Raw genomic sequence first — 20,314 nt, 5'->3', positions numbered from 1 at the left:
CGGACGCCGTTATCTGTGGGGAATGAAGAGCCCGACCCAGCGCACCGATACGGCCGAACCCGCCTCGCGCGGCATTCATCCGGTCATGGGCTATGGTCTGGCGGCCCTGATCGGCGCGGCCTTCTGGGCCAGCCTGCTGTTCACGGTCTTCTAGCGCGCGCCGGCGACGGTGGTCGCTTCGGCGATCAGCACCGGCTGGGCCTGGGGTGGCGGGGCGACATAGTCCAGAGCCATGGGCACGGACCGGGCGCCCGAGGCCAGGGCGTCCAGCGTCTTCAGCGGGCCGCCGAACAGGCGCTGGTAGATCCAGTAGCTGGCCATGACCTTCTCGACGTAATCGCGCGCCTGGGGCACGTCGATGGTCTCGATCAGCAGCAGGGGATCGGCGTCCGGCCCCAGCTTGCGCACCGCCGACAGCATCGGCCCCGGCCCGGCGTTGTATGAGGCCACGGCCCGCAGCAGGTCGCCCTGGAAAGCCGGCAAGGCCAGCATCCGGTTGATGTAGGTCTGGCCCAGACGCATGTTCACCGCCGGGACCAGCAGCTTGGACGGATCGGAAACGAAGGTGCGATCCCCCGTCATCTCGGCCGCCGTCGTCGGCATCACCTGCATCAACCCATAGGCGCCGACGCTGGACCGGGCGTTGGGATTGAAGTCGGTTTCCTTCAGCGCCAGCGCATAGACCAGCGCCTTCTCGATGACGAAGCCGCCCTCGGGCGCTAGGTCCGGCATCGGATAGCGCGTGGCGTCGATGCGCGTCGCGTCCGCATTGCCGACGGGCATGATGGCGCGCGCCAGGGCCGTCCACATCTTGGCCGCATCGCCGACGGCGGTGCGCAAGCCGGAACGCAGCTCGGTCTCGGCGTCGGCCCGGCGTCCGACCTCATAGAAGGCGACGGTGCGTTTGGCGCGGGCGTCGGCCTGGACGAAGGCTTCCAGCGCGGTCGGCTCGACGGCGGCGCTCTGGGGCACATAGGCGGCGCGGCGCAGGCGCGGCTCGGCCTCATAGGCGCGCGGGCCCATGTTCTCGATGGTCGGCTCCTCGCCCAGCTGACGCAGGGCGATCTGACCATAGAAGGTGGCTGGCCACTGGGCCGACAGGCGCAGATAGTCGGTCACCCGATCCTGACGGCCCGACTGGCCTGCTGCGCGCGCGGTCCAGTAGGCGGCGCCGGCGCGAACCCAGGGGTCTTCGGTCGGATCGTTGGCGACGCGCTCGAAGGCGGCGAAGGATTCGTGGAACTGGCCCAACCGCCATTCCGCCAGGCCGACGGTCCACCAGTCGCCGATCTGGCGGCCCACGGCCGAGGCGCCGGTCAGGTCGTCGTTGTTGTAGGCGACGCGCGCCGCCTTCGCCGGATCGTCGACCCCGCCGCCGCCCGAGACAGCCGTCAACAGACTGTTCCAGGTGCGTCCGATCACGCCGCCGGGCCGCACCGGCTCGGGCGCGCCGTCGGGGCGACGACGCAGGGCCAGCGTGTAGACGCGGTCCGCGCAGGGCAGGTCGGAATAGGTCTCCAGCCAGGCCGTCAGCTCTTCGTAGGTGGCGACGTGGTCGGGGTGGAACAGGCTTTCGAACTCGACCTGACCCAGCAGGACCCGGTCCTGCGCCTGGCGCGCCGAGGCGCGGGCGGTCTCGATGTCGCCGCGCCGCAGGGCGTCGAAGGCGGTGGTGTAGGAGAGGCGGTCCGCAGAGCTGAGCGCCGAGAGGCGATTGGAACCGGCGCTCGATTCGGCGGTTGATGCGTAAGGCGTTTCGGCGATGGCCGCGCCCGCCAAGGCGCTGAAAGCAACAGCAAGCGTCGGCGCGAGGAACGCGCGGCGGAAAAGAAACATAAGCGGCGGCCCCCTCGTTGGCGACGCGCGTAAAATACGTGCGCGTGTATGGCGATCGGTCGTCAGCATGCCAGCATGCCGCGATTAGCCTTGTTCTTCAACCGAGTCCGTTTCAAGGCGAACGGCCAGCGACAGCAGGTCGCTCCACACCTGACGCTTGGCCTGGGGCTGACGCAGCAGAAAGGCCGGATGCAGGGTCGGCATGACGGGGGCGGACACCGCGCCCTCCGCCAGACGCCATTCCTTCCAATTGCCGCGCAGCTTCATGATCCCCTCTTCGGCCTGGAGCACGGACTTGGCCGAGGCCGCGCCCAGCAGCAGTACGGCCCTGGGCTGCAACAGGGCGAAGGCGCGCTCCACGAAGGGGGCGCAGACCGCCTGCTCCTGCGGGCTGGGCGTGCGATTGCCGGGCGGGCGCCAGAAGACGGTGTTGGTGATGAAGACCTTGTCGGTCAGGCCCGCCGCCGCCAGCATCCGGTCAAGCAGTTGCCCGGCCTTGCCGACAAAGGGCTGACCCATCCGGTCCTCGTCCCCGCCGGGGCCTTCGCCGATGATCAGGACCGAGGCGTTGGGATTGCCGCGCCCGAATACCGACTGGGTCGCGCCCATGCCGCGCAGGGGACAGCCCTCGAACGCCGCGACGGCCGCCGCCAAATCCTGAAGCGTCGCCGCGCCTGCGGCCAGTCTTCGCGCCTCGGCGATGGCGTCCTCGGCGTTGGCGCCGACCAGCGGCATGACGACCGAGGCGGTCGCTTTATGCACGGCTTTCACGGCCGGCGGCGGGGCCACATGGGTGTGGTCGACGGGCGCATCGCCATAGCAGGCGTCCACCCCCGCATCCCGCCAGAAGGCGAGCAGGCTTTCGACTTCAGCGATGTCATGGGGTTGCGCGTTCATGTCTCGGGCTACCGATAGGCCTTGACCGCCCTCGCGTCACCTTCCGATAAGCGGCATAACCACACAGACAACCGGGATTCAGGGGAAATCATGGCCGAAGAAGCCATCGAAGGCGGCGCAGAGAACGCCCGTGAGGAAGCGATCATCGACAATCTGCCGCCGCTGGAGGCGCTGGACGGCGTCGAACGCGAGGTCATGGAATATGATGTCGTGATCGTCGGCGGCGGCCCGGCCGGCCTGTCGGCGGCCATCCGCCTGAAGCAGCGCGCGGAAAAGGACGGCAAGGAGATCACCGTCGCGGTGCTGGAAAAGGCGGCCGAGGTCGGCGGCCATATCCTGTCGGGCGCGGTCATCGATCCCAAGGCGCTGAACGAGCTTTTCCCCGACTGGAAGGAACGCGGCGCGCCGCTGGAGACGCCGGTCACAAAGGACAAATTCCTGCTGCTGGGGCCGCAGGGCGAGGCGTCTCTGCCCATGCCCCTGCTGCCGCCCTTCATGCACAATCACGGCTGCTACATCGCCTCGCTGGGCAATGTCACACGCTGGCTGGGCGAGCAGGCCGAGGCCCTGGGCGTCGAGGTCTATCCCGGCATGGCCGCCAGCCACGTCGTCTGGGAAGAAGAGACGGGGCGGGTCAAGGGCGTCGTCGCCGGCGTCTTCGGCATCGACCGCGAGGGCAAGCCGACCGACGACTTCCAGCCCGGCATCGAACTGCACGGCAAATATGTCTTCATCGCCGAGGGCGTGCGCGGCTCCCTGGCCAAGACCATCATCGCCAAACACAAGCTCCAGGACGGCAAGTCGCCCCAGAAATACGGCATCGGCCTGAAGGAGCTGTGGCAGGTGCCTGCCGAACAGCACCAGCCGGGCCTGGCACAGCACACGACCGGCTGGCCGCTGGACGAACACACCGGCGGCGGCAGCTTCCTGTATCATTTCGGCGACCGCTACGTCGCCGTCGGCTATGTCGTTCACCTGAACTACAAGAACCCCTTCCTGTCGCCGTTCGACGAGTTCCAGCGCTTCAAACACCACCCGTCCATCGCCCCGCACCTGGAAGGCGGCACGCGCATCTCGTACGGGGCGCGGGCCATCACCGAGGGTGGGTTGCAGTCGATACCGAAGCTGAGCTTCCCCGGCGGCGTCCTGATCGGCTGTTCGGCCGGTTTCGTGAACGTGCCCCGCATCAAGGGCAGCCATAATGCGATGAAGACCGGCATGCTGGCCGCCGACGCCGCCTATGACGCGGTTCAGGCCGGGCGCGGCGGCGACGAATTGGTCGAATACCAGACCGCCTTCGAAAAGAGCTGGGTCTACAAGGAGCTGTCGGTCGTCAAGAACGCCAAGCCCCTGCTGAGCAAGTTCGGCACGACCCTGGGCGGGGCGTTCGGCATGTTCGACATGTGGTGCCGCACCCTGCTGGGCGGCTGGTCACCGATCCCGACACTGAGCCACGAAAAGACCGACGCCGCCTCGACCGAGCTGGCCGCCAAGCACAAGGAAATCCGCTATCCCAAGCCGGACGGGAAGCTGTCGTTCGACAAACTGTCGTCGGTGTTCATCTCCAACACCAACCACGCCGAGGATCAGCCCGCCCACCTGAAGCTGCTGGACCCGTCCAAGCCGATCCAGGTCAACCTGCCCAAATACGGCGAACCGGCCCGGCTGTATTGCCCGGCGGGCGTGTACGAGGTCGTCTATGCGGACGAGGTCGCCAAGACCGATCCGCGTTTCGTCATCAACGCCCAGAACTGCGTCCACTGCAAAACCTGCGACATCAAGGATCCGTCGCAGAACATCGTCTGGACCACGCCCGAGGGCGGCGGCGGTCCGAACTATCCGAACATGTGACGGAATAACCCCTTCAACCCGCTCATCCCGGCGAAAGCCGGGACCCAGTGCTTTCGCATCGTCCGTGCGTCGGATGACCACCGGCCTCCGACATCAGGTGCCTTTCGCCCAAAGACCTGGGTCCCGGCTTTCGCCGGGATGAGCGGAGTGGGGGGAGCAATCATCTGTCCTCTTGCGGGGGCGGGTGAAAGCGTGAAGGGTCGAGGCATGATCGCCTCCCGTTCGCGCCTCTTCGCCGCCTCCCTGACCGTTCTTGCCCTGGCCATGGCCGGACAGGCCGGCGCACAGGAAACCCCGCCTGCCGCGCCGACGCCGGAAACCCATCCGCCGGCGATCATCCTCAAGCCAGGCGAGCCGACGCCGGGCCAGGCGCCTTCGGATCAGGCGCCGTCCAGCCAGGACGCCGCGCCCGATCCCTTCATCATCATCACCGACACCCCGGTCACGCCGCCCATCCCTGCGGTCTGGGCGCCGATCCCCACGAACGCCGAGGGCCGCAGCGCCTATGGTCTGTATCTGGCGGGCAAGCTGGCCCTGATGCAGGGCGAGGGCGCGGCCGGCTCGGACTATCTGGCCCAGGCCGAGCAACTGGTTCCCGAGCAACCGCGCGTGCGCGAACAGGCCTTCACCTCGGCTCTGCTGACCGGCGATCTGGACGTGGCGGCCGCGCTGGCGCCCACCGATGCGACGGCCTCGCCTGCCTTCGTCGAGGGCGGACGCCTGGTCCGGCTGGTTCAGGACTTCGTGCGCGGGGACGCCAGGACGTCCAACGCCGCCTTGGCTCAGCAACCCATCGGCGCCCCCCATGCACGCGCCGGCCTGCTGGTCGCGCCGTGGATTGCGGCGGCGGCCGGGGACTGGACCCGCGCGCTTCAGCCCGCCCCGATCAGCGGCGATCCCCTGACCCTGGCCTTCGCCCGGATGAACCGCGCCGCCTTGCTGGAAAAGCGTCGCGACTATGCCGAGGCCGAGGTCGAGTTGAAGGCCGCCGCCGACGTGGCCGGGGTCGGCGCCCTGTTCAAACGCCCCTATGGCGAGTTCATGGAACGGCGCGGCCGTCGCGACGACGCCGTCGCCCTGTATGAGGCCGCGATCGCGGTTCAGCCCGTCGATCCCGGCGTCGTCCGCGCGTTGCAGCGGGTGCGCGACGGCGGTCGGCCCCCGGTCCTGCCCGACTTCCGCGAAGGCGCGGCCCAGGGCCTGATCACCGCCGCCGCCCAGGCCTCGGCCGAGCGCGGCAATGAGTTCGCCGCCGTCTATCTGCGGCTCGCGCAGAACCTGCACGACGATGACGAGACCGAGTTCCAGCTGGCCCAGGTGCTGTCGCGCGCCGGTCTGAAGTCGGCCGCCCGCAACGCCCTGTCGCGCGTCGGAACCGACGATCCCCAGCTCTACGCCGCCGCCCGCGCCCAGCTTGCCATTGCGCTGGAAGAGGATGGCCAGTCGGACAACGCCCTGGCCGAACTGCGTCGCGCCGCCGCCGCCAGCCCCGACGACCGCCGTATCGCCCTGGTCCTGGCGGGCCAGTTGATGCAGTTGAAACAGCATGACGAGGCGCTGACCCTGCTGGACGGCCCGGTGCTGAACACCGCCGATCAGGGCGCCAGCGTCCACTTCCTGCGCGGCGCCGCCTATGAGGCGCTGGGCCGCACGTCCGAGGCTGAGGCCGAACTGTGGGCCGCGCTCCAGACCGCGCCTAATGACGCCGACATGCTGAACTACCTGGGCTATCTGTGGGTCGATAAGGGCCTGCGGGTCCAGGAGGGCGCCGAGATGATCGCCCGCGCCCATGCGCTGGAGCCCGAAAACGGCAATATCCAGGATTCGCTGGGCTGGGCCCAGTTCAAACAGGGCCAGTTCGAAACCGCCGTCGACACCCTGGAGCAGGCCGTCGACAAGGAGCCGTCCAACGCCGAGATCAACGATCACCTCGGCGACGCCTACTGGCGGGTTGGCCGCGAGCGCGAGGCGGTCTGGCTGTGGAACCGCGTCCTGGTGCTGGAGCCCGAACCCGAGCGCCGCGCCGATGTCGAGCGCAAGATCGCCAATGGGCTGGATGGCGCCGCGCCTGCGCTGGGCGTCTCTCAATAGTTTGCATGCCCGTGTTGACCACCCTGGCTCCGGCCAAGATCAATCTGTTCCTGCATGTCGGGGCGGTGGACGCCGACGGCTATCACCCCCTGTCCAGTCTGGTCGCCTTCGCAGATGTGGGCGACCAGGTCTCGGTCGAGCCGGCCGACAGCCTGTCTCTTGATGTGACCGGGCCGTTCGGCGAGGCGCTGGGGGCTACGCCCGACAACCTAATCCTGCGCGCCCTTTGGCGCCTGGGCGAAGTCGCGGGAACGGGCGAGCCGAAGCTGAAGGTGACCCTGGACAAGCGCCTGCCCATCGCGGCCGGGCTAGGCGGCGGCTCGTCGGACGCGGGCGCGGCGCTGAAGCTGGCGCGGCAAGCCCTGTCGCTGGACATCGACGATGCGGCGCTGGAGGCGGTCGCCGGCGTCGTGGGCGCGGACGGCCCCATGTGCCTGCGCATGCGCACCGCCTGGGCCGAGGGCAGGGGAGATGTGCTGACCGACGAGCCGCGCCTGCCGCCGCTGCCGGCCGTCCTGTTCAACCCCGGCGTTTCGTCGCCGACCGGCGCCGTCTATCGCGCCTATGATGCCGGGCCGATGCGTTCGGCCGACCGACCGGATCCGCCGCACGACTGGTCCGTCGCCGCCGTCATCGACTGGCTGTCGGTTCAGCGCAACGACCTCCAGCCGCCCGCCCTGGCCCTGACGCCCGCCATCGCGGACGCCCTCGCCGCCGTCTCCGCCACGCCGGATGTGGCCCTGACCCGCATGTCTGGTTCGGGCGCGACGGTGTTCGGCCTGTATCTCACCGAGGCGGCGGCCCAGGCGGCGGCGCGAACGCTCGCCGCCGCTCATCCCCACGCCTGGGTCACAGCAACGCGGTTGGCCGTTCAGTAGCGTTCGAGCTTTGTGGCCGAATACTGGCCATTCGTCCTGTTGAACGCCGATATCGCCAAGGTCTCGCCTTGATCATCACAATCGTTACGAATTGTTTCGACGCTGCGGAACCAGATCACGGTGTTCTGATTTGAGTCCGCAGTTCCGATGACTGGAACGGGTCGCCGCTCCCCTCATGGCGATCCTCAAACAGAAAAAGGATACCGTCATGCTTCGTGAAAAACTGCTTGCCGCAACCGCCGTGGTCACCCTGATGGCCGCTCCCGCCTTCGCGCAGGACGTCACCCCGCCAACCTCGCCCGCCCCGGCCGGGGCCCCCGTGCCGCAGAGTGATCCGTCCATGCCTGCCGCGCCTGCGTCATCGGCGCCGGCCGCTGAAGCCGCAGCGCCGGCTGCAACGGATGTCGCCCAGGCCGCTACGCCGGCCGCCGGCGAGACCGTCGTGGACAAGCTGAAGGCGAGCGGCCAGTTCACCACCCTTCTGGCGGCCCTGGATGCGGCGCAACTGACCGACACCCTGGCGACGCGCCCGGCAATCTCGATCTTCGCCCCGACCGACGCGGCCTTCGCCGCATTGCCTGAGGCGGATCGCACGCGTCTGATGGATCCGGCCAACGCCGCCGAACTGCGTCAGCTGCTGCTCTATCACGTCATCGTCGCCGACGTGACGCCCGACCAGATCATGGGCAAGAAGGGCGGCGTGCCGACCGCAGCCGAGAGCCAGGTCCTGCTGGACGGCACCGGCTCGGCCATCAAGGCTGACGGCGCCACCGTGGTCAGCGCTGAGCTGGACGCCTCGAACGGCGCCATCTTCCCGATCGACCAGGTCCTGAACCCGGCGAACTCCATGGCCGCCATGGGCGATGAAGAAGCCGCCGCCCCTGCCGAAGCCACTGCTCCGGCTGAAGAGGCTGCACCTGCAGAAGCCGCCGCCCCGGCTGAAGAGGCCGCCCCGGCCGCTCCGGCGACGGCCCCGACTGGTGAACCGGCTGCTGCGACCACCACCACGGCCTCGCCCCCGGTCGCCAATCCGACCGATGGTCAGGTCGATCCTTCGGCCACGCCCCCGGTCGATGCGGCCGATCCCGCCGCTGACGGTGGCGACGAAGCCAACCCGACCCCTCAATAACACGGGTCACCCACGCGCTCGCTTGGTAGCGTGTTGAAGCGGAAGGCGGCGGGCCCTATGGTCCGCCGTCTTTTTTGCACCCCTCCCCACGAGCCCGATTTGACCACCTCGACCGAGCCGCTCGCGTTTCAGGACCTGATCCTGACGCTCCACCGCTATTGGGGCGAGCAGGGCTGCGCCATTCTCCAGCCCTATGACATCGAGGTCGGGGCCGGCACCCTGCACCCCGCCACGGTCCTGCGCGCGCTCGGCCCCAAGCCGTGGAAGGCCGCCTATGTCCAGCCCAGCCGCCGCCCCGGCGACGGTCGCTATGGCGAGAACCCCAACCGCCTCCAACACTATTACCAATACCAGGTCATCCTGAAACCGAACCCAGACAACCTGCAGGAGCTGTATCTGGGGTCGCTGGCCGCCATCGGCATCGATCCGAAGCTGCACGACATCCGCTTCGTCGAGGACGACTGGGAGAACCCGACCGTCGGGGCCTGGGGCCTGGGCTGGGAGGTCTGGTGCGACGGGATGGAGGTGACGCAGTTCACCTATTTCCAGGGAGTCGGCGGCATCGAGGTGGACGTGGTCTCGGGTGAGCTGACCTACGGGCTGGAGCGTCTGGCCATGTATGTGCAGGGCGTGGACAATGTCTACGACCTCAAGTTCACCAAGGAGGGGCTCACATACGGCGAGGTCTTCCTGGAGAACGAGCGCCAGCAGTCGGAAGCCAATTTCCACGGCTATGACGTGGACGGGCTGAAGCGCCGGTTCGAGGATATGGTTTCGGAGGTTCAGCGCCTGCTGGACATGCGCGGCCCGCAGAACCAGCCCCTGGTCCTGCCCGCCTACGACCAGGTGCTGAAGGCCAGCCACCTGTTCAACCTGATGGACGCCCGCGGCGCCATCGCCGTCGCCGAACGCCAGAGCTACATCGGCCGCATCCGCGACCTCTGCAAAGCCTGCGCCCTGGCCTATGTCGAAAATGAAAAGGCCGCGTCGTGAGCACTGTTTCCGGAATTCTCTCCTTCGATCTGGCCGACATCAATCTGGAGCAGCACCCCGGCGAGGCGATCTCGCTGTTCTCCAGCGGCCGCGTGGAAATTGAGGGCCAGGAATCTTGGGCCGAGGTCCGCATCGTCCGCCCCGCCGGTGATCTGAGCGGCCAACTGACGGCACAGCCCGGCGGCTGGCGCGGCGTCGTCGTGGTCAGCGACGAGTGGTTCGGCATCTTGCAGACCGCCTTTTTGGCCCCGCGCCCCTTCCTGCTGAACATCGCCTTCAGCGCAGAGCCGGGTGCGGCCGATGCGCCGCTGGCCCTGCGGGACGTCGCCCTTACCCTGATGCGGTCTGCCGCCACGACCGAAGAGTCCGCCGACTGATGCCCCAACTTCTTCTCGAAATCTTCTCCGAAGAAATCCCCGCCCGCATGCAGCAGGGCGCCGCGCGCGACCTCGACCGCATGGTCTCCGACCGGCTGAAGGCCGCCGGCCTGACCTGGGACGCGCTGACGACCTATGCCGGCCCGCGCCGCCTGACCCTGGTCATCGACGGCCTGCCCGTCGCCACGCCCGACCGCGAGGAAGAGCTGAAAGGCCCGCGCGCCTCGGCCCCGGAACAGGCGCTGGAAGGCTTCCTGCGCAAGACCGGCCTGACCCGCGATCAACTGACCGAGCGCGATGGCGTCCTGTTCGCCGTCCTGTCGTCCAAGGGCAGGGCGACCACTGATCTGGTCGCCGAGACGGTGGACCAGGTCATCCGCACCTTCCCCTGGCCCAAGTCGATGCGCTGGGGCTCCGGAACCCTGCGCTGGGTCCGTCCAATCAAGCGCATCCTCTGCATTTTTGACGGCAAGGTCGTGCCGTTCGAGATCGATGACATCCCATCCGATGCGATCACCGAGGGCCACCGCTTCATGGGCTCGGGCCAGCCGCTGAAGGTCAGCGACTTCGTCGACTACCGCACCCAACTGGAAAAGAACTTCGTCCTGATCGACGCAGCCGACCGCAAGCTGCGCATTCTGGAACAGGCCAAGGCCGCTTGCGCCGCGCGCGGCCTGGCCCTGGTCGATGACGACGGCCTGCTGGATGAGGTGGCGGGCCTGGCCGAATGGCCGACCCCGATCCTGGGCGACATGGACCCGCAGTTCCTGGCCCTGCCGCCCGAGGTCGTGCGGCTGTCGATGAAGGTGCACCAGAAGTATTTTGCCGTCCGCGATCCGTCGAAGGATGGCCTGGCCCCCAACTTCCTCGTCGTCGCAAATGTCGAGGCGACCGACGGCGGCAAGGCCCTGGCCGCCGGAAACAGCCGCGTCCTGTCCGCCCGCCTGAACGACGCCCGCTTCTTCTGGGACGAGGACCAGAAGGTCGGCTTCGACGCCTGGAACGCCAAACTGTCCGGCGTCACCTTCCACGCCAAACTGGGCACATTGGCCGAGCGCGTCGAGCGCATCGCGGCGCTCGCCCGCGAGATCGCGCCCCTGGTCGGCGCCGACGCGGATGAAGCCGAGATGGCCGCCAGCCTGTCCAAGGCCGACCTGCTGTCGGGCATGGTCAGCGAATTCCCGGAACTGCAGGGGATCATGGGCGGCTATTACGCCCGCACCGCAACGAACTTCCCCACCCGGGCTTCGCTCCGCTCCGCCGTCCCTCCCCATAAAGGGGAGGGAGAAGCCGTGCCCGATCCTCTCCCTCCCCTTCATGGGGAGGGACCGGGAGGCGAAGCCGACCGCGGGTGGGGCCGTGACCAGCGCGACCGCATCGCCGACGCCGTCCGCGACCACTACAAGCCGCAAGGCCCCGCCGACACGGTCCCAACCGCGCCGGTCACGGTCGCCGTCGCCCTGGCCGACAAGCTGGACACCCTGGTCGGTTTCTTCGCCATCGACGAAAAGCCCACGGGGTCGAAGGATCCGTTTGCGCTGCGCCGTGCCGCCCTGGGCGTGCTGCGTCTGATTCTGAACAATGAGATCCGGCTTGCTCTAACCGACGACGCTTTCGCTCCTGCGATTGCGCTGATCACAAGTCAGGGCAAGGTGGAACGGCAAGTCGACAAGCTGTCTTTGTCGTCTGAACTTGCGGCCTTCTTCGCCGACCGCCTGACGGTCCTTCTGCGCGACCGGGGCCAGCGCCACGACCTCGTGTCTGCCGTCTTCGCTTTGGGCGACGACGACCTCGTCCGCATCGTGCGTCGGGTCGAGGCCCTGGCCGCCTTCCTCGCCACGGACGACGGGGCCAATCTGCTGGCCGGCTACAAGCGCGCCTCCAACATCCTGCGCGCCGAAGAGAAGAAGGGGCCTGTCCCAACCGGCATGGTCCAGACCGGCCTGCCGAACCAGCCCGAGGCCGAAACCACCCTGGCCTTCGCCGTCGGCGCCGCCCGCACCGCCGTCGAAGCCGCGCTGGAGACCGAGGATTTCGCCGCCGCCATGACGGCCCTGGCGCGCCTGCGCGCCCCGGTGGACCGGTTCTTCGAGGACGTGCTGGTCAACTCCGACGTCCCCGCCGAACGCGACAACCGCCTGAAGCTGCTGGGCCAGGTGCGCGACGTGATGGGCCAGGTCGCGGACTTCGGTCAGATCGCGGGGTAGGGGAGAGCCTTCGTGGGGTGGTCGCCGCCGATCCCGACCGGGCCGAGTGCGACCCGATGATGCGCTCGGTCCCCGCCCCCTCTCGCGCCGCGCGGTAAGCGGCTATGGTGGGGCGATGAGTCGGGCCGCGTCATGATCAAATACATCGGCTCCAAGCGCGCCTTGCTGGGCCATGTGACGGGCGCCGTCGCCGGCGTCCTGCCCCAGGGCGGGCGGGTCTGCGACCTGTTCTCGGGCACGGCGCGGGTCGGCCATGCGCTGAAGAAGCAGGGGTTTCAGGTGTGGTCGAACGACTACAACGCCTATGCCCACGCCCTGGCGACCGCCTATGTCCAGGCGGATCGGGAGCGGTGGATCGACCGGGTCGAGACCGTGCTGGCCGAGTTGCGTACGGTGACGCCGCAGGCGGGATGGTTCACCCAGGCCTTTTGCCAGGACGCCCGCTACTTCCACCCCGAAAACGGCGCGCGTATCGACGCCATGCGCGACCGGATCGAGGCGATGGGGCTGGAGCCCGAGCTGAAGGCCATCGTCCTGGTCAGCCTGATGGAGGCGGCGGATCGGGTGGATTCCACCGCCGGGGTCCAGATGGCCTATATGAAACAGTGGGCGCCTCGGGCGCTGAAGACGCTGGAGCTGCGCACGCCGGACATGGTGGCGGCGGTGGACGGCGGGCCGTGCCGGGCGACCCAGGGCGATGCGATCGAGATCGCCGAACAGGTCGAGGCGGACCTCGTCTATCTGGACCCGCCCTATAACCAGCATTCCTATCTGGCCAACTATCACTGCTGGGAGAGCCTGGTGCTGTGGGACCGGCCCGAGACCTATGGGATCGCCAACAAGCGGGTGGACGTGAGGACGCGCAAGAGCGCCTTCAACAGCCGGCCTGGCATCGGGCCGGCGCTGCGCAGCGTGATCGAACGGGTCAAGGCCCCCAATCTGATCGTCAGCTTCAACGACGAGGGCTATCTGAGCCGGGCCGAACTGGTCGAGATGCTGTCGGCGCGGGGCCATGTTCAGGTGCTGGAGGTGGCGCACCCGCGTTACGTCGGCGCCCGGATCGGCATCCATAATCCCAAGGGCGAGAAGGTCGGGACGGTCGGGCGGCTGAGAAACGTCGAACACCTGTTCGTGGTCACGGACCGGCCGGTCGAGCTGCCTGTGGCCGCATAAGCGCAGCGAAAACAACAGTCGCCAGTTGAGGAACGCGAATCGCGGCGTGTCGTTGTGGATGGATGCAACCGCACACGCACAGCTCTCCGAACCCCGACCGCGCCGACGACTACCGCATCCGGCCGGCGGCGGAGCCGCATTCGTGGGCGCCGCGTGCAGCGCAGGGCGACCTGGCGTGGGGCGCATCCGCTGGCGACGCACGGCCCACCTTCACCCACAATGCCGCCCGCTACAGCCGCCCGGCCGAGGCGACAGCGTCGATGGAGCAGGCGGATGTCGAGCCCGAGCTGAGCGCCCCGCCGCGCTGGATGATGGCGATCGCCGGCGCCGCCGTGGCCGCCCTGATGGGCGCGCTGCTGGGCGGCTTCATGCACATCTGAGCCGGTTTCAGGCGTCCTGAAGCAGGGCCTTGATCGGGGACCAGCTGCGCCGATGGGCGGGGCAGGGGCCCAAGGTTTTCAAGGCGTTCTGGTGGATCGGGGCGTTGTAACCCTTGTGGCTGGCGAAGCCGTAGCCGGGATATTGGGCGTCCAGATCGATCATCAGCCGATCCCGCGCCGTCTTGGCCAGGATCGACGCCGCCGCGATGGATAGCGACAGGCCGTCGCCGCCGACCACTGTCTGCACGTCGCACGGCAGTTTGAAACGATAGTTGCCGTCCACCAGGGCCGCGACCGGCTGGACCTGCAGCGCCTCGATGGCGCGACACATGGCCAGGCCGGTGGCGTGCAGGATGTTCAGCTCCTCGATCTCCTCCACAGAGGCGAAGCCGACGCCCCAGGCGACGGCGCGGGCCTTGATCTCGGGCTCCAGCGCAGCGCGGCGCTTTTCGGTCAGGGCCTTGGAATCGTCGATGCCGGGCGGCAGGTCGTCGGGGTTCAGGATCACCGCCGCCGCCGAGACGGGACCGGCCCAGGGACCGCGCCCGGCCTCGTCCACGCCGCAGACCGGGCCGTTGACGCGCTGGATCAGCACGGTCTCCAGCGCGAGGGTCGGGAAGGCCTTGGGGTTTGCGGGGGCTCTAGCCATGGCCCGCCATCGCACGAACCTGGGCGTGACGGAAGCAGGTCGTCTGGTGATCGTTGACCATGCCCACGGCCTGCATGAAGGCATAGACGATCACCGGGCCGCAGAAGTTGAAGCCGCGTTTCTTCAGGGCCTTGGCCATGGCGACGGATTGTTCGGTCTGGGTCGGGGCCTGGTGGAAGTCGGTGTAGGGGGTCTGGATCGGTTCGCCGTCGACGAAGGACCAGAGCCAGGCGGAGAAGTCTTCGTTGTTATCGCGCATCTCCAGCCAGATCTGGGCGCCCCGGATGGCGGCGTTGATCTTGGCGCGCGAGCGGATGATGCGGGGATCATTCAGCAGGCGCTGAATGTCGTCCTCGCCGTAGCGGGCGACGATCTCGGGATCGAAATTATCGAAGGCGTCGCGGATGCCCTCGCGTTTGCGCAGGATGGTGATCCAGGCCAGCCCGGCCTGGAAGCCGTCGAGGACCAGCTTCTCCCACAGGGCGCGCGGGTCACGCTCCGGCACGCCCCATTCGGTGTCGTGATAGGCGATGTAGAGCGGGTCGGTGGTCCCGCACCAGCCGCAACGGCCCGAGGCGTGTGAGTCGGTCATGGCGGGAGGTTGCCGGTTTGTTCGAGTGTGTCCAGTTCCCTCTCCCGCCGGGAGAGGGCTTGAGCGCCCGGGAGCGTCAGCGATCGGTCTTGCGCGAAAGGGTGAGGGTCGGGACTTTGCGAACTGGCCCACCGGCCGACCCTCATCCGGCCCTTCGGGCCACCTTCTCCCACTGGGAGAAGGGAAGATCACGTTGGTTCAGTCCCTGACCAATCCCCCGTCCACCACCAGGTTCTGACCCGTCACCGCGCGGCTCCACGGCGAGGCGAAGAACAGGACGGCGTCGGCGAATTCTTCGGGGGTGGTCACCGAGCGCAGGGGCGTCATGCCGGCGATGAAGTCGAAGACGGCTTCGGGCGTTGCGGCGCTGGCGTCGGTGGTGCGCAGAAGGCCGCCCGAGACCATGTTGACGGTTATGCCGTCGGGGCCGAGGTCGCCGGCGGCGGTGCGGGTCAGGCTCAGCAGGGCGGCCTTGGCGGCGGTGTAGTCGTGATAGGGCACGACCGGGTTCTGGAACAGATTGGTGCCAATGTTGACGACGCGGCCGAACCGGGCCGCCGCCATGCCGGGGGCGGTCGCCTGGATGACGTTCAGCGCGCCGCGCACGACGGTCGAGAACTGGGCCGCCAGTTCGTCCCAGCCGATGTCGGTCATCTGCGACCGGGCGTCGCCGTTGAAACTGTAGTCCAGGGCGTTGTTGACGACGGTGGTGACGGGGGCGCCGAAATGGCCTTGGGCGGCGGCGACCATGGCGTCGACGGCGGCGCGGTCGGTCACGTCGGCCTGGAGGGCGATAGCGCGGTCGCCGATCTCGGCGGCCAGGGCGGTCGCGGCGTCCTCGCTGGCGCGCCAGTTGATGATCACGCGGGCGCCTTCGTTGGCGAAGGCGCGGACGCACGCCGCGCCGACGCCGCGTGCGCCGCCGGTGACGAGGACGATCTGGTCGGCGATCTTCATGGGAGACTCAAGCGTTGGAGGAGGGAGGGACGTCCTCGCCCATCCAGGCGGGTTTGCGCAAGCGCACAGGGCGGCCGTCCACGGTCAGGTCGCCGTCGAGCCGGTCGATCCGCAGCAGGGCCATGGCCGAGCCTTCACGACCCGACAACACCTCGCCCGCGCGCAGTTCGCCCTTCAGCACCTCGGTGCCGAAGGCGGGGGACGGACCGTCGAAGTCCAGCGGCAGCATCCGGTTCTTGATCGTTCCCCGGCGTTTCATGCGCGAGGTGGTCTCCTGTCCGACGAAACAGCCCTTCTGGAAGTCGATGCCGTTCAGCAGGTCGAAGTCGGCCTCGATCGGATAGGTCTTGTCCTGTGGCGCGTCGGCGGCAGGGTCGGGCAGGCCGATGGACAGGCGGTGGGCGTCGTAGTCGGCCTCACTGGCGTCTGGCGTCGCCTCGCCATAGAGACGGCCGCCCATCAGCGGCGTGCGCGGGTCGGAGATGAAGCCGACGGGTGTCTCCGGCCAGGCGGCGAAAATCGGACCGTCGTCGGCGGCGACCTGGACCTTGGCGCGGAGCTTGTACATCGACAGGCGCTGAAGCAGGGCGTCGCGGCGCTCAGTCGCGACATCCAGCAGGACGCCGTCGGCCTGGCCCAGGATGAACAGGTCGAACAGCAGCCGGCCGGGCGGTGACAGCAAGCCGCCGAAACGCAGCTCGCCCTCCGCCAGCGTCTCCACATCCTGGGTTAGCAGATTGTGCAGGAAGGGTTTCGCGTCCTCGCCCGTAACGGAGATCAGGGCGCGGCTGTCGAGACGGGCGATGGGCATGGGCGCAAGATAGGGCGCGGGATGCGGGTCCTAAAGGCGCCGGTTCGAAATTAGGCGACGGCTGCCGCGGCTTGAGGGTCGAAGTTGCGCCAGTCGCTGGCGCCCCAGGCCGTGACGCGGGTGACCAGATCGACGATGTTCATCGGCTTGGCGATGCAGTCGTCCATGCCGGCCTCTTCGTACTGGATCAGCTGTTCCGGGAGGGTGTTGGCGGTCAGGGCCAGGATCGGCGTACGGCCGACCAGACCCGGCAGGGCGCGGATGGCGCGGGTCGCATCGACGCCGTCCATCACCGGCATCTGGATATCCATCAGGATCACGTCCCAGTTGCCGTCGCGGGCCGCCTCGACCCCTTGCGCGCCGTCGTTGGCGGTGGCGCAGACGATGCCCTGGGCGGACATGACGGCCATGACCAGGGCGCGGTTGCTGTCGTGATCGTCGACATAGAGGACGCGCAGGGCGGCGGCGTCTTCATTGGCGGCTGCGGGTTCCTCGATGACGGCGTCGAGCGTCGGCAGAGGAACGACCTTGTCGGACGACAGGTCGATCATGTCGTTGACGACGGACAACAGGCGCTGGCCCGCGCCATTGATCCGGTCGGCGTGGTCGGCGTGTTCCTGTGCCAGGCCGGCCTTGGACAACAGGTCCGAGAAGCCGATGACCGAATTCAGCGGCGTGCGCAGTTCGTGCGACATGTCGGTCAGGAACCGCTGACGGGCCTCGGCCATGGCGGTTTTCTGTTCAGCGGCGACGCGGGCCTGCTCGGCCTGGACCCGTTCGGTCACGTCGATCTCGGTCAGGATGAGGCCGAGGTGGCCGGTGACGGGATCGATGGCCGGGCGGATGTCCAGATGATGCCAGCGTGGCCCCTCGCGCGTGACGATCTCGCACACGTCGGCCGCCAGGTCGCCGGACAGGGCCGCCGCCAGCATGGGCTGGGCGCGCTCCGGCTCGGCGAACCGGGCCTCGAAGGGATGGGTGGTCGATCCATAGGCCGCGAACGCCGCCGGATTGGAGAACAGCGGGCGGCCTTCGCTGTCGAACAGGGAGATCAGGGTGGAGGTGTGACGCAGGGCCTCGACCGCGCGACGTTCCTCGCTCTCGACCTCGATGGGGGCGGCCTCGAACAGCAGGACCGGCGTGCCATCGTCCAGCCAATGGGTCGAGATGATCGCCGTCACCGTCAGCGGCCGGCCGTTCGGATAGAAGGTCCAGTGTTCGGACAGGGTCTCGCCGTTCGCCGTCTCGCGCGCCAGACGTTCGGTGCGCGCCAGGACGGCGGGCGATAGCTGGCTGAAGTCACGGGCCAGTAGGGCGTCGAGGCTGTCGGAGCCCCAGAGATCCAGGGCGGCGGCGTTCGCATAGACGCCGCGCAGGGCGGACGGATCGAACATCCAGATCGGGCGTCGCAGCGCGTCCCAGGCCTGCATTTCCGGCGTATCTCTCAAGCGGCGACGTTACAGATCTCAGAATAACGGCAAGGACTTAAGCTTCGGCTAAGCGGGCGGGGCATCCTGGGTTGTCACGGCGTATCGCGCCACGACGCCATCGGGCTGGAACTCATGCTCGGCCAGGGTGTCCAGCGAGCGCAGGACGCGGGCCAGGAAGGCGGCCGGATCGCCGTCCTCGATCGCCGGGCGCAGCCAGTCGGTGACGACGGCGCGCGCGGGATAGGTTCCGACCGGGCCAGGAATGCTGAGGGCGACCTCGATCCCCTCGGCGATCCAGCCGGCGACGGTCATGAAGAACTGGGGCGAGGCCAGGAAGTCCGAACGGCGCAGGACATACAGGGTGATGATCCCGTCCTCGACCCCGTCGGGGCGGACGATGACGCCGCTGTGGTCCGGCCGCCAGTCGTCCGACAGTTCGACCACGCGCCACAGGCAGAACCAGATGCGACAGGTCTGGGGCCGGATGGCGTGGACCGAACAGCCGGCGCCGTCGACGCAATAGGCGCACAGCTCGCCGGTCGGCTTGGCCAGCTCTGGCAGGTCCAGCGGAATGACCCGGCAGCATTCGACGCAACCGCCGCAGGTCCGGCCGGGGAGGAGTGGAAGGCTCACCCGGCTGTGCGTTCCAGCTGGGCGATGCGGCGGTCCATGTCGGCGACGACGGCTTCGAGCCGGGCCTTTTCGGACGCCATGTCGATGGGCGTTCCGTCCTCGTAGGAAATGGTCGCGCCCTTGGCGATCAGGTCCAGCCGATAGATGGCCGTGACGCGCTGGGCCTTGAAGCGTTCGAGGGCGGCGGCGGCGGCGGGATCGGGCGTCTGGATCATGGGCGCGGGTTCTAACCCATGGCGCCTGCCTGTGGAAACCTGCGTTTGACGCTGAACCCCCGATAGAATCCCTGTATCCGTCAACGGATGATCGGGCGGTTTCCCATCCTGTATATCGCCGAGGCGGACGCCGAGGACGCCGTGCTGTCCTCGGGCGTGCTGGCGCATCTCGTCGAAAGCCTGCCGCATGCGACCTTCACCATCGTCGGATCGGCCGCCAGCGCGCCGCTGTTCGCCGACACGCCACGCCTGACCAAGCTGATCGTGCTGGAGCGCGAGGGCCATTTCGAATGGATCGCCCTGTGGAACCAGGTGCGCGGGACCAAATGGGGCCTGGTCGTGGACATGCGCGGCTCGGACCTGTCCGGCAAGCTGAGGCGGCACAAGCGGGCGGTGCGGGGCAAAGACCAGCCGGGTCTGCATGCCGTAGAGGCGGCGGCGGCGGTGCTGAAACTGGAGCCGGAGGAAGTTCCGGGGCCGAGGCTTTATGTGTCGGACGAGACGCGGGCCCAGGTCGAGGCGCTGACCCCCATGACCGGCGGGGATGGCCCGATCCTGGCGGTCGGGCCGGGCGTGGAGTGGATGGGCAAGCGCTGGCCGGCCGAACGCTACGCCAAGGTGGCGGCCAAGCTGCTGGCCGACGACGGGCCGCTGGCGGGCGGGCGGTTGATGATCGTGGGCGAGGAGATCGATCGCGAGGCGGCGCACACCATCCGCTATGCCGTGCCGCGCGCGCGGGTGATCGAGCTGCAGGGCAAGCTGACGCGGTTGCAGACGGCAGCCGCCCTGTCGAAATCGGCGCTGTACGTGGGTGCGGATTCGATCTGGACCCATCTGGCGACGGCTTCGGGCGCGCCTGTGGTGGCGGTGTTCGGCCCGTCGGACGAGACGACGCGCGGGCCGTGGAAGGGCGAGGCCGTGCGGGGCCCGCGCAGCTATGACGAGTTCAAGACGCTGGATCCGCGCCTGAACCAGGCGATCCAGCATATGATGGACCTGCCGTGGGAGCGGGTGCTGAAGACGGCGACGCGGATGTTGAAGGCGCGGGGCTGAACCCGATCTCCCTCCCCGTTCGGGGAGGGTGGCCGCGAAGCGGCCGGGTGGGGGCGGCGAGCAACCTTGCGACAGACCTGTGCCGTTTCGCCTGGCCCTCCCCACCCGGTCTCGCCTGCGGCTCGACCACCCTCCCCGAACGGGGAGGGAGAGTGTTTAGCG

At 68.4% G+C, this 20,314-nt stretch carries 20 protein-coding genes; 11 read left to right on the top strand and 9 right to left on the bottom strand.

Annotated elements, in window-relative coordinates:
- Window positions 1-22 precede the first annotated feature (22 nt).
- Entirely contained in the window at window positions 23-154 is a 132-nt protein-coding gene (locus ACP7BH_RS10735) for a hypothetical protein (protein ID WP_425985036.1), read from the top strand.
- Here the strand turns inward: ACP7BH_RS10735 and ACP7BH_RS10730 are convergent.
- Together ACP7BH_RS10730 and ACP7BH_RS10725 are read right to left on the bottom strand one after the other, a co-directional pair.
- Complete coding sequence (locus tag ACP7BH_RS10730) at window positions 151-1,836, bottom strand: lytic transglycosylase domain-containing protein (RefSeq protein ID WP_425985033.1); 1,686 nt, start codon at window positions 1,834-1,836, stop codon at window positions 151-153. The genes ACP7BH_RS10735 and ACP7BH_RS10730 overlap by 4 nt on opposite strands.
- A gap of 84 nt (window positions 1,837-1,920) precedes the next feature.
- Complete coding sequence (locus ACP7BH_RS10725; protein ID WP_425985031.1) at window positions 1,921-2,733, bottom strand: uracil-DNA glycosylase; 813 nt, start codon at window positions 2,731-2,733, stop codon at window positions 1,921-1,923.
- Window positions 2,734-2,928: 195 nt separating this feature from the next.
- Here ACP7BH_RS10725 and ACP7BH_RS10720 point away from each other — a divergent pair, with 195 nt between their 5' ends.
- From ACP7BH_RS10720 to ACP7BH_RS10680, 9 genes are all read left to right on the top strand, one after another.
- Complete coding sequence (locus ACP7BH_RS10720; RefSeq protein ID WP_425987062.1) at window positions 2,929-4,584, top strand: electron transfer flavoprotein-ubiquinone oxidoreductase; 1,656 nt, start codon at window positions 2,929-2,931, stop codon at window positions 4,582-4,584.
- A 207-nt stretch (window positions 4,585-4,791) separates the two neighbouring features.
- On the top strand, window positions 4,792-6,675 hold the full coding sequence (locus ACP7BH_RS10715) for a tetratricopeptide repeat protein (RefSeq protein WP_425985029.1): 1,884 nt from the start codon (window positions 4,792-4,794) through the stop codon (window positions 6,673-6,675).
- Window positions 6,676-6,680: 5 nt separating this feature from the next.
- A complete protein-coding gene (locus ACP7BH_RS10710) occupies window positions 6,681-7,553 on the top strand; it encodes a 4-(cytidine 5'-diphospho)-2-C-methyl-D-erythritol kinase (protein ID WP_425985027.1) in 873 nt (290 codons plus the stop codon).
- Between the two features lie 208 nt (window positions 7,554-7,761).
- Window positions 7,762-8,682, top strand: a complete 921-nt coding sequence (locus ACP7BH_RS10705; protein ID WP_425985025.1) for a fasciclin domain-containing protein — start codon at window positions 7,762-7,764, stop codon at window positions 8,680-8,682.
- Window positions 8,683-8,781: 99 nt separating this feature from the next.
- Window positions 8,782-9,675, top strand: a complete 894-nt coding sequence (locus tag ACP7BH_RS10700; RefSeq protein ID WP_346494041.1) for a glycine--tRNA ligase subunit alpha — start codon at window positions 8,782-8,784, stop codon at window positions 9,673-9,675.
- Window positions 9,672-10,052 carry a hypothetical protein gene (locus ACP7BH_RS10695; protein WP_425985023.1) on the top strand — a complete coding sequence of 127 codons (381 nt, stop codon included), beginning with the start codon at window positions 9,672-9,674 and terminating at the stop codon, window positions 10,050-10,052. The genes ACP7BH_RS10700 and ACP7BH_RS10695 overlap by 4 nt, the downstream gene beginning before the upstream one ends.
- Complete coding sequence (gene glyS / locus ACP7BH_RS10690) at window positions 10,052-12,259, top strand: glycine--tRNA ligase subunit beta (RefSeq protein ID WP_425985021.1); 2,208 nt, start codon at window positions 10,052-10,054, stop codon at window positions 12,257-12,259. Before ACP7BH_RS10695 ends, glyS begins: the two co-directional genes overlap by 1 nt.
- A gap of 132 nt (window positions 12,260-12,391) precedes the next feature.
- Window positions 12,392-13,432 (top strand): DNA adenine methylase, encoded by a 1,041-nt coding sequence (locus tag ACP7BH_RS10685; RefSeq protein WP_425985019.1) that lies wholly within the window; start codon window positions 12,392-12,394, stop codon window positions 13,430-13,432.
- A 62-nt stretch (window positions 13,433-13,494) separates the two neighbouring features.
- On the top strand, window positions 13,495-13,812 hold the full coding sequence (locus tag ACP7BH_RS10680) for a hypothetical protein (protein ID WP_425985016.1): 318 nt from the start codon (window positions 13,495-13,497) through the stop codon (window positions 13,810-13,812).
- A gap of 7 nt (window positions 13,813-13,819) precedes the next feature.
- Here the strand turns inward: ACP7BH_RS10680 and ACP7BH_RS10675 are convergent, their stop codons facing one another.
- From ACP7BH_RS10675 to ACP7BH_RS10645, 7 genes are all read right to left on the bottom strand, one after another.
- A complete protein-coding gene (locus ACP7BH_RS10675; RefSeq protein ID WP_425985014.1) occupies window positions 13,820-14,461 on the bottom strand; it encodes a ribonuclease HII in 642 nt (213 codons plus the stop codon).
- Complete coding sequence (locus tag ACP7BH_RS10670) at window positions 14,454-15,053, bottom strand: DNA-3-methyladenine glycosylase I (protein WP_425985012.1); 600 nt, start codon at window positions 15,051-15,053, stop codon at window positions 14,454-14,456. Before ACP7BH_RS10670 ends, ACP7BH_RS10675 begins: the two co-directional genes overlap by 8 nt.
- A gap of 198 nt (window positions 15,054-15,251) precedes the next feature.
- Window positions 15,252-16,010, bottom strand: a complete 759-nt coding sequence (locus tag ACP7BH_RS10665) for a 3-oxoacyl-ACP reductase (RefSeq protein ID WP_425985010.1) — start codon at window positions 16,008-16,010, stop codon at window positions 15,252-15,254.
- 7 nt (window positions 16,011-16,017) lie between these two features.
- Window positions 16,018-16,821, bottom strand: coding sequence for a YgfZ/GcvT domain-containing protein (locus ACP7BH_RS10660; protein ID WP_425985008.1), 804 nt, complete (start codon window positions 16,819-16,821; stop codon window positions 16,018-16,020).
- Window positions 16,822-16,871: 50 nt separating this feature from the next.
- Window positions 16,872-18,251 (bottom strand): response regulator, encoded by a 1,380-nt coding sequence (locus tag ACP7BH_RS10655; protein ID WP_425985006.1) that lies wholly within the window; start codon window positions 18,249-18,251, stop codon window positions 16,872-16,874.
- Between the two features lie 66 nt (window positions 18,252-18,317).
- Window positions 18,318-18,884, bottom strand: a complete 567-nt coding sequence (locus ACP7BH_RS10650) for a hypothetical protein (RefSeq protein WP_425985004.1) — start codon at window positions 18,882-18,884, stop codon at window positions 18,318-18,320.
- Complete coding sequence (locus tag ACP7BH_RS10645) at window positions 18,881-19,099, bottom strand: hypothetical protein (protein WP_346496237.1); 219 nt, start codon at window positions 19,097-19,099, stop codon at window positions 18,881-18,883. The genes ACP7BH_RS10650 and ACP7BH_RS10645 overlap by 4 nt, the downstream gene beginning before the upstream one ends.
- A gap of 87 nt (window positions 19,100-19,186) precedes the next feature.
- On the opposite strand from ACP7BH_RS10645, the gene ACP7BH_RS10640 reads away from it, so the two are divergent.
- Entirely contained in the window at window positions 19,187-20,152 is a 966-nt protein-coding gene (locus ACP7BH_RS10640; RefSeq protein ID WP_425985002.1) for a glycosyltransferase family 9 protein, read from the top strand.
- The last annotated feature ends 162 nt before the right edge of the window (window positions 20,153-20,314 follow it).

The sequence above is a fragment of the Brevundimonas sp. TWP2-1 genome (genome assembly GCF_049897645.1).
In the GTDB taxonomy this organism is placed as follows: Bacteria; Pseudomonadota; Alphaproteobacteria; order Caulobacterales; family Caulobacteraceae; genus Brevundimonas.
This window is presented reverse-complemented; position numbering and strand designations above follow the sequence as displayed.

What these genes read in the sequence shown, in the direction of transcription:
- ACP7BH_RS10735 (WP_425985036.1), top strand. Translation starts at nt 23, where the DNA reads ATGAAGAGCCCGACCCAGCGCACCGATACGGCCGAACCCGCCTCGCGC.
- ACP7BH_RS10730 (WP_425985033.1), bottom strand. Translation starts at nt 1,836, where the DNA reads ATGTTTCTTTTCCGCCGCGCGTTCCTCGCGCCGACGCTTGCTGTTGCT.
- ACP7BH_RS10725 (WP_425985031.1), bottom strand. Translation starts at nt 2,733, where the DNA reads ATGAACGCGCAACCCCATGACATCGCTGAAGTCGAAAGCCTGCTCGCC.
- ACP7BH_RS10720 (WP_425987062.1), top strand. Translation starts at nt 2,929, where the DNA reads ATGGAATATGATGTCGTGATCGTCGGCGGCGGCCCGGCCGGCCTGTCG.
- ACP7BH_RS10715 (WP_425985029.1), top strand. Translation starts at nt 4,792, where the DNA reads ATGATCGCCTCCCGTTCGCGCCTCTTCGCCGCCTCCCTGACCGTTCTT.
- ACP7BH_RS10710 (WP_425985027.1), top strand. Translation starts at nt 6,681, where the DNA reads ATGCCCGTGTTGACCACCCTGGCTCCGGCCAAGATCAATCTGTTCCTG.
- ACP7BH_RS10705 (WP_425985025.1), top strand. Translation starts at nt 7,762, where the DNA reads ATGCTTCGTGAAAAACTGCTTGCCGCAACCGCCGTGGTCACCCTGATG.
- glyS (WP_425985021.1), top strand. Translation starts at nt 10,052, where the DNA reads ATGCCCCAACTTCTTCTCGAAATCTTCTCCGAAGAAATCCCCGCCCGC.
- ACP7BH_RS10685 (WP_425985019.1), top strand. Translation starts at nt 12,392, where the DNA reads ATGATCAAATACATCGGCTCCAAGCGCGCCTTGCTGGGCCATGTGACG.
- ACP7BH_RS10680 (WP_425985016.1), top strand. Translation starts at nt 13,495, where the DNA reads ATGCAACCGCACACGCACAGCTCTCCGAACCCCGACCGCGCCGACGAC.
- ACP7BH_RS10675 (WP_425985014.1), bottom strand. Translation starts at nt 14,461, where the DNA reads ATGGCTAGAGCCCCCGCAAACCCCAAGGCCTTCCCGACCCTCGCGCTG.
- ACP7BH_RS10670 (WP_425985012.1), bottom strand. Translation starts at nt 15,053, where the DNA reads ATGACCGACTCACACGCCTCGGGCCGTTGCGGCTGGTGCGGGACCACC.
- ACP7BH_RS10665 (WP_425985010.1), bottom strand. Translation starts at nt 16,010, where the DNA reads ATGAAGATCGCCGACCAGATCGTCCTCGTCACCGGCGGCGCACGCGGC.
- ACP7BH_RS10660 (WP_425985008.1), bottom strand. Translation starts at nt 16,821, where the DNA reads ATGCCCATCGCCCGTCTCGACAGCCGCGCCCTGATCTCCGTTACGGGC.
- ACP7BH_RS10655 (WP_425985006.1), bottom strand. Translation starts at nt 18,251, where the DNA reads ATGCAGGCCTGGGACGCGCTGCGACGCCCGATCTGGATGTTCGATCCG.
- ACP7BH_RS10645 (WP_346496237.1), bottom strand. Translation starts at nt 19,099, where the DNA reads ATGATCCAGACGCCCGATCCCGCCGCCGCCGCCGCCCTCGAACGCTTC.
- ACP7BH_RS10640 (WP_425985002.1), top strand. Translation starts at nt 19,187, where the DNA reads ATGATCGGGCGGTTTCCCATCCTGTATATCGCCGAGGCGGACGCCGAG.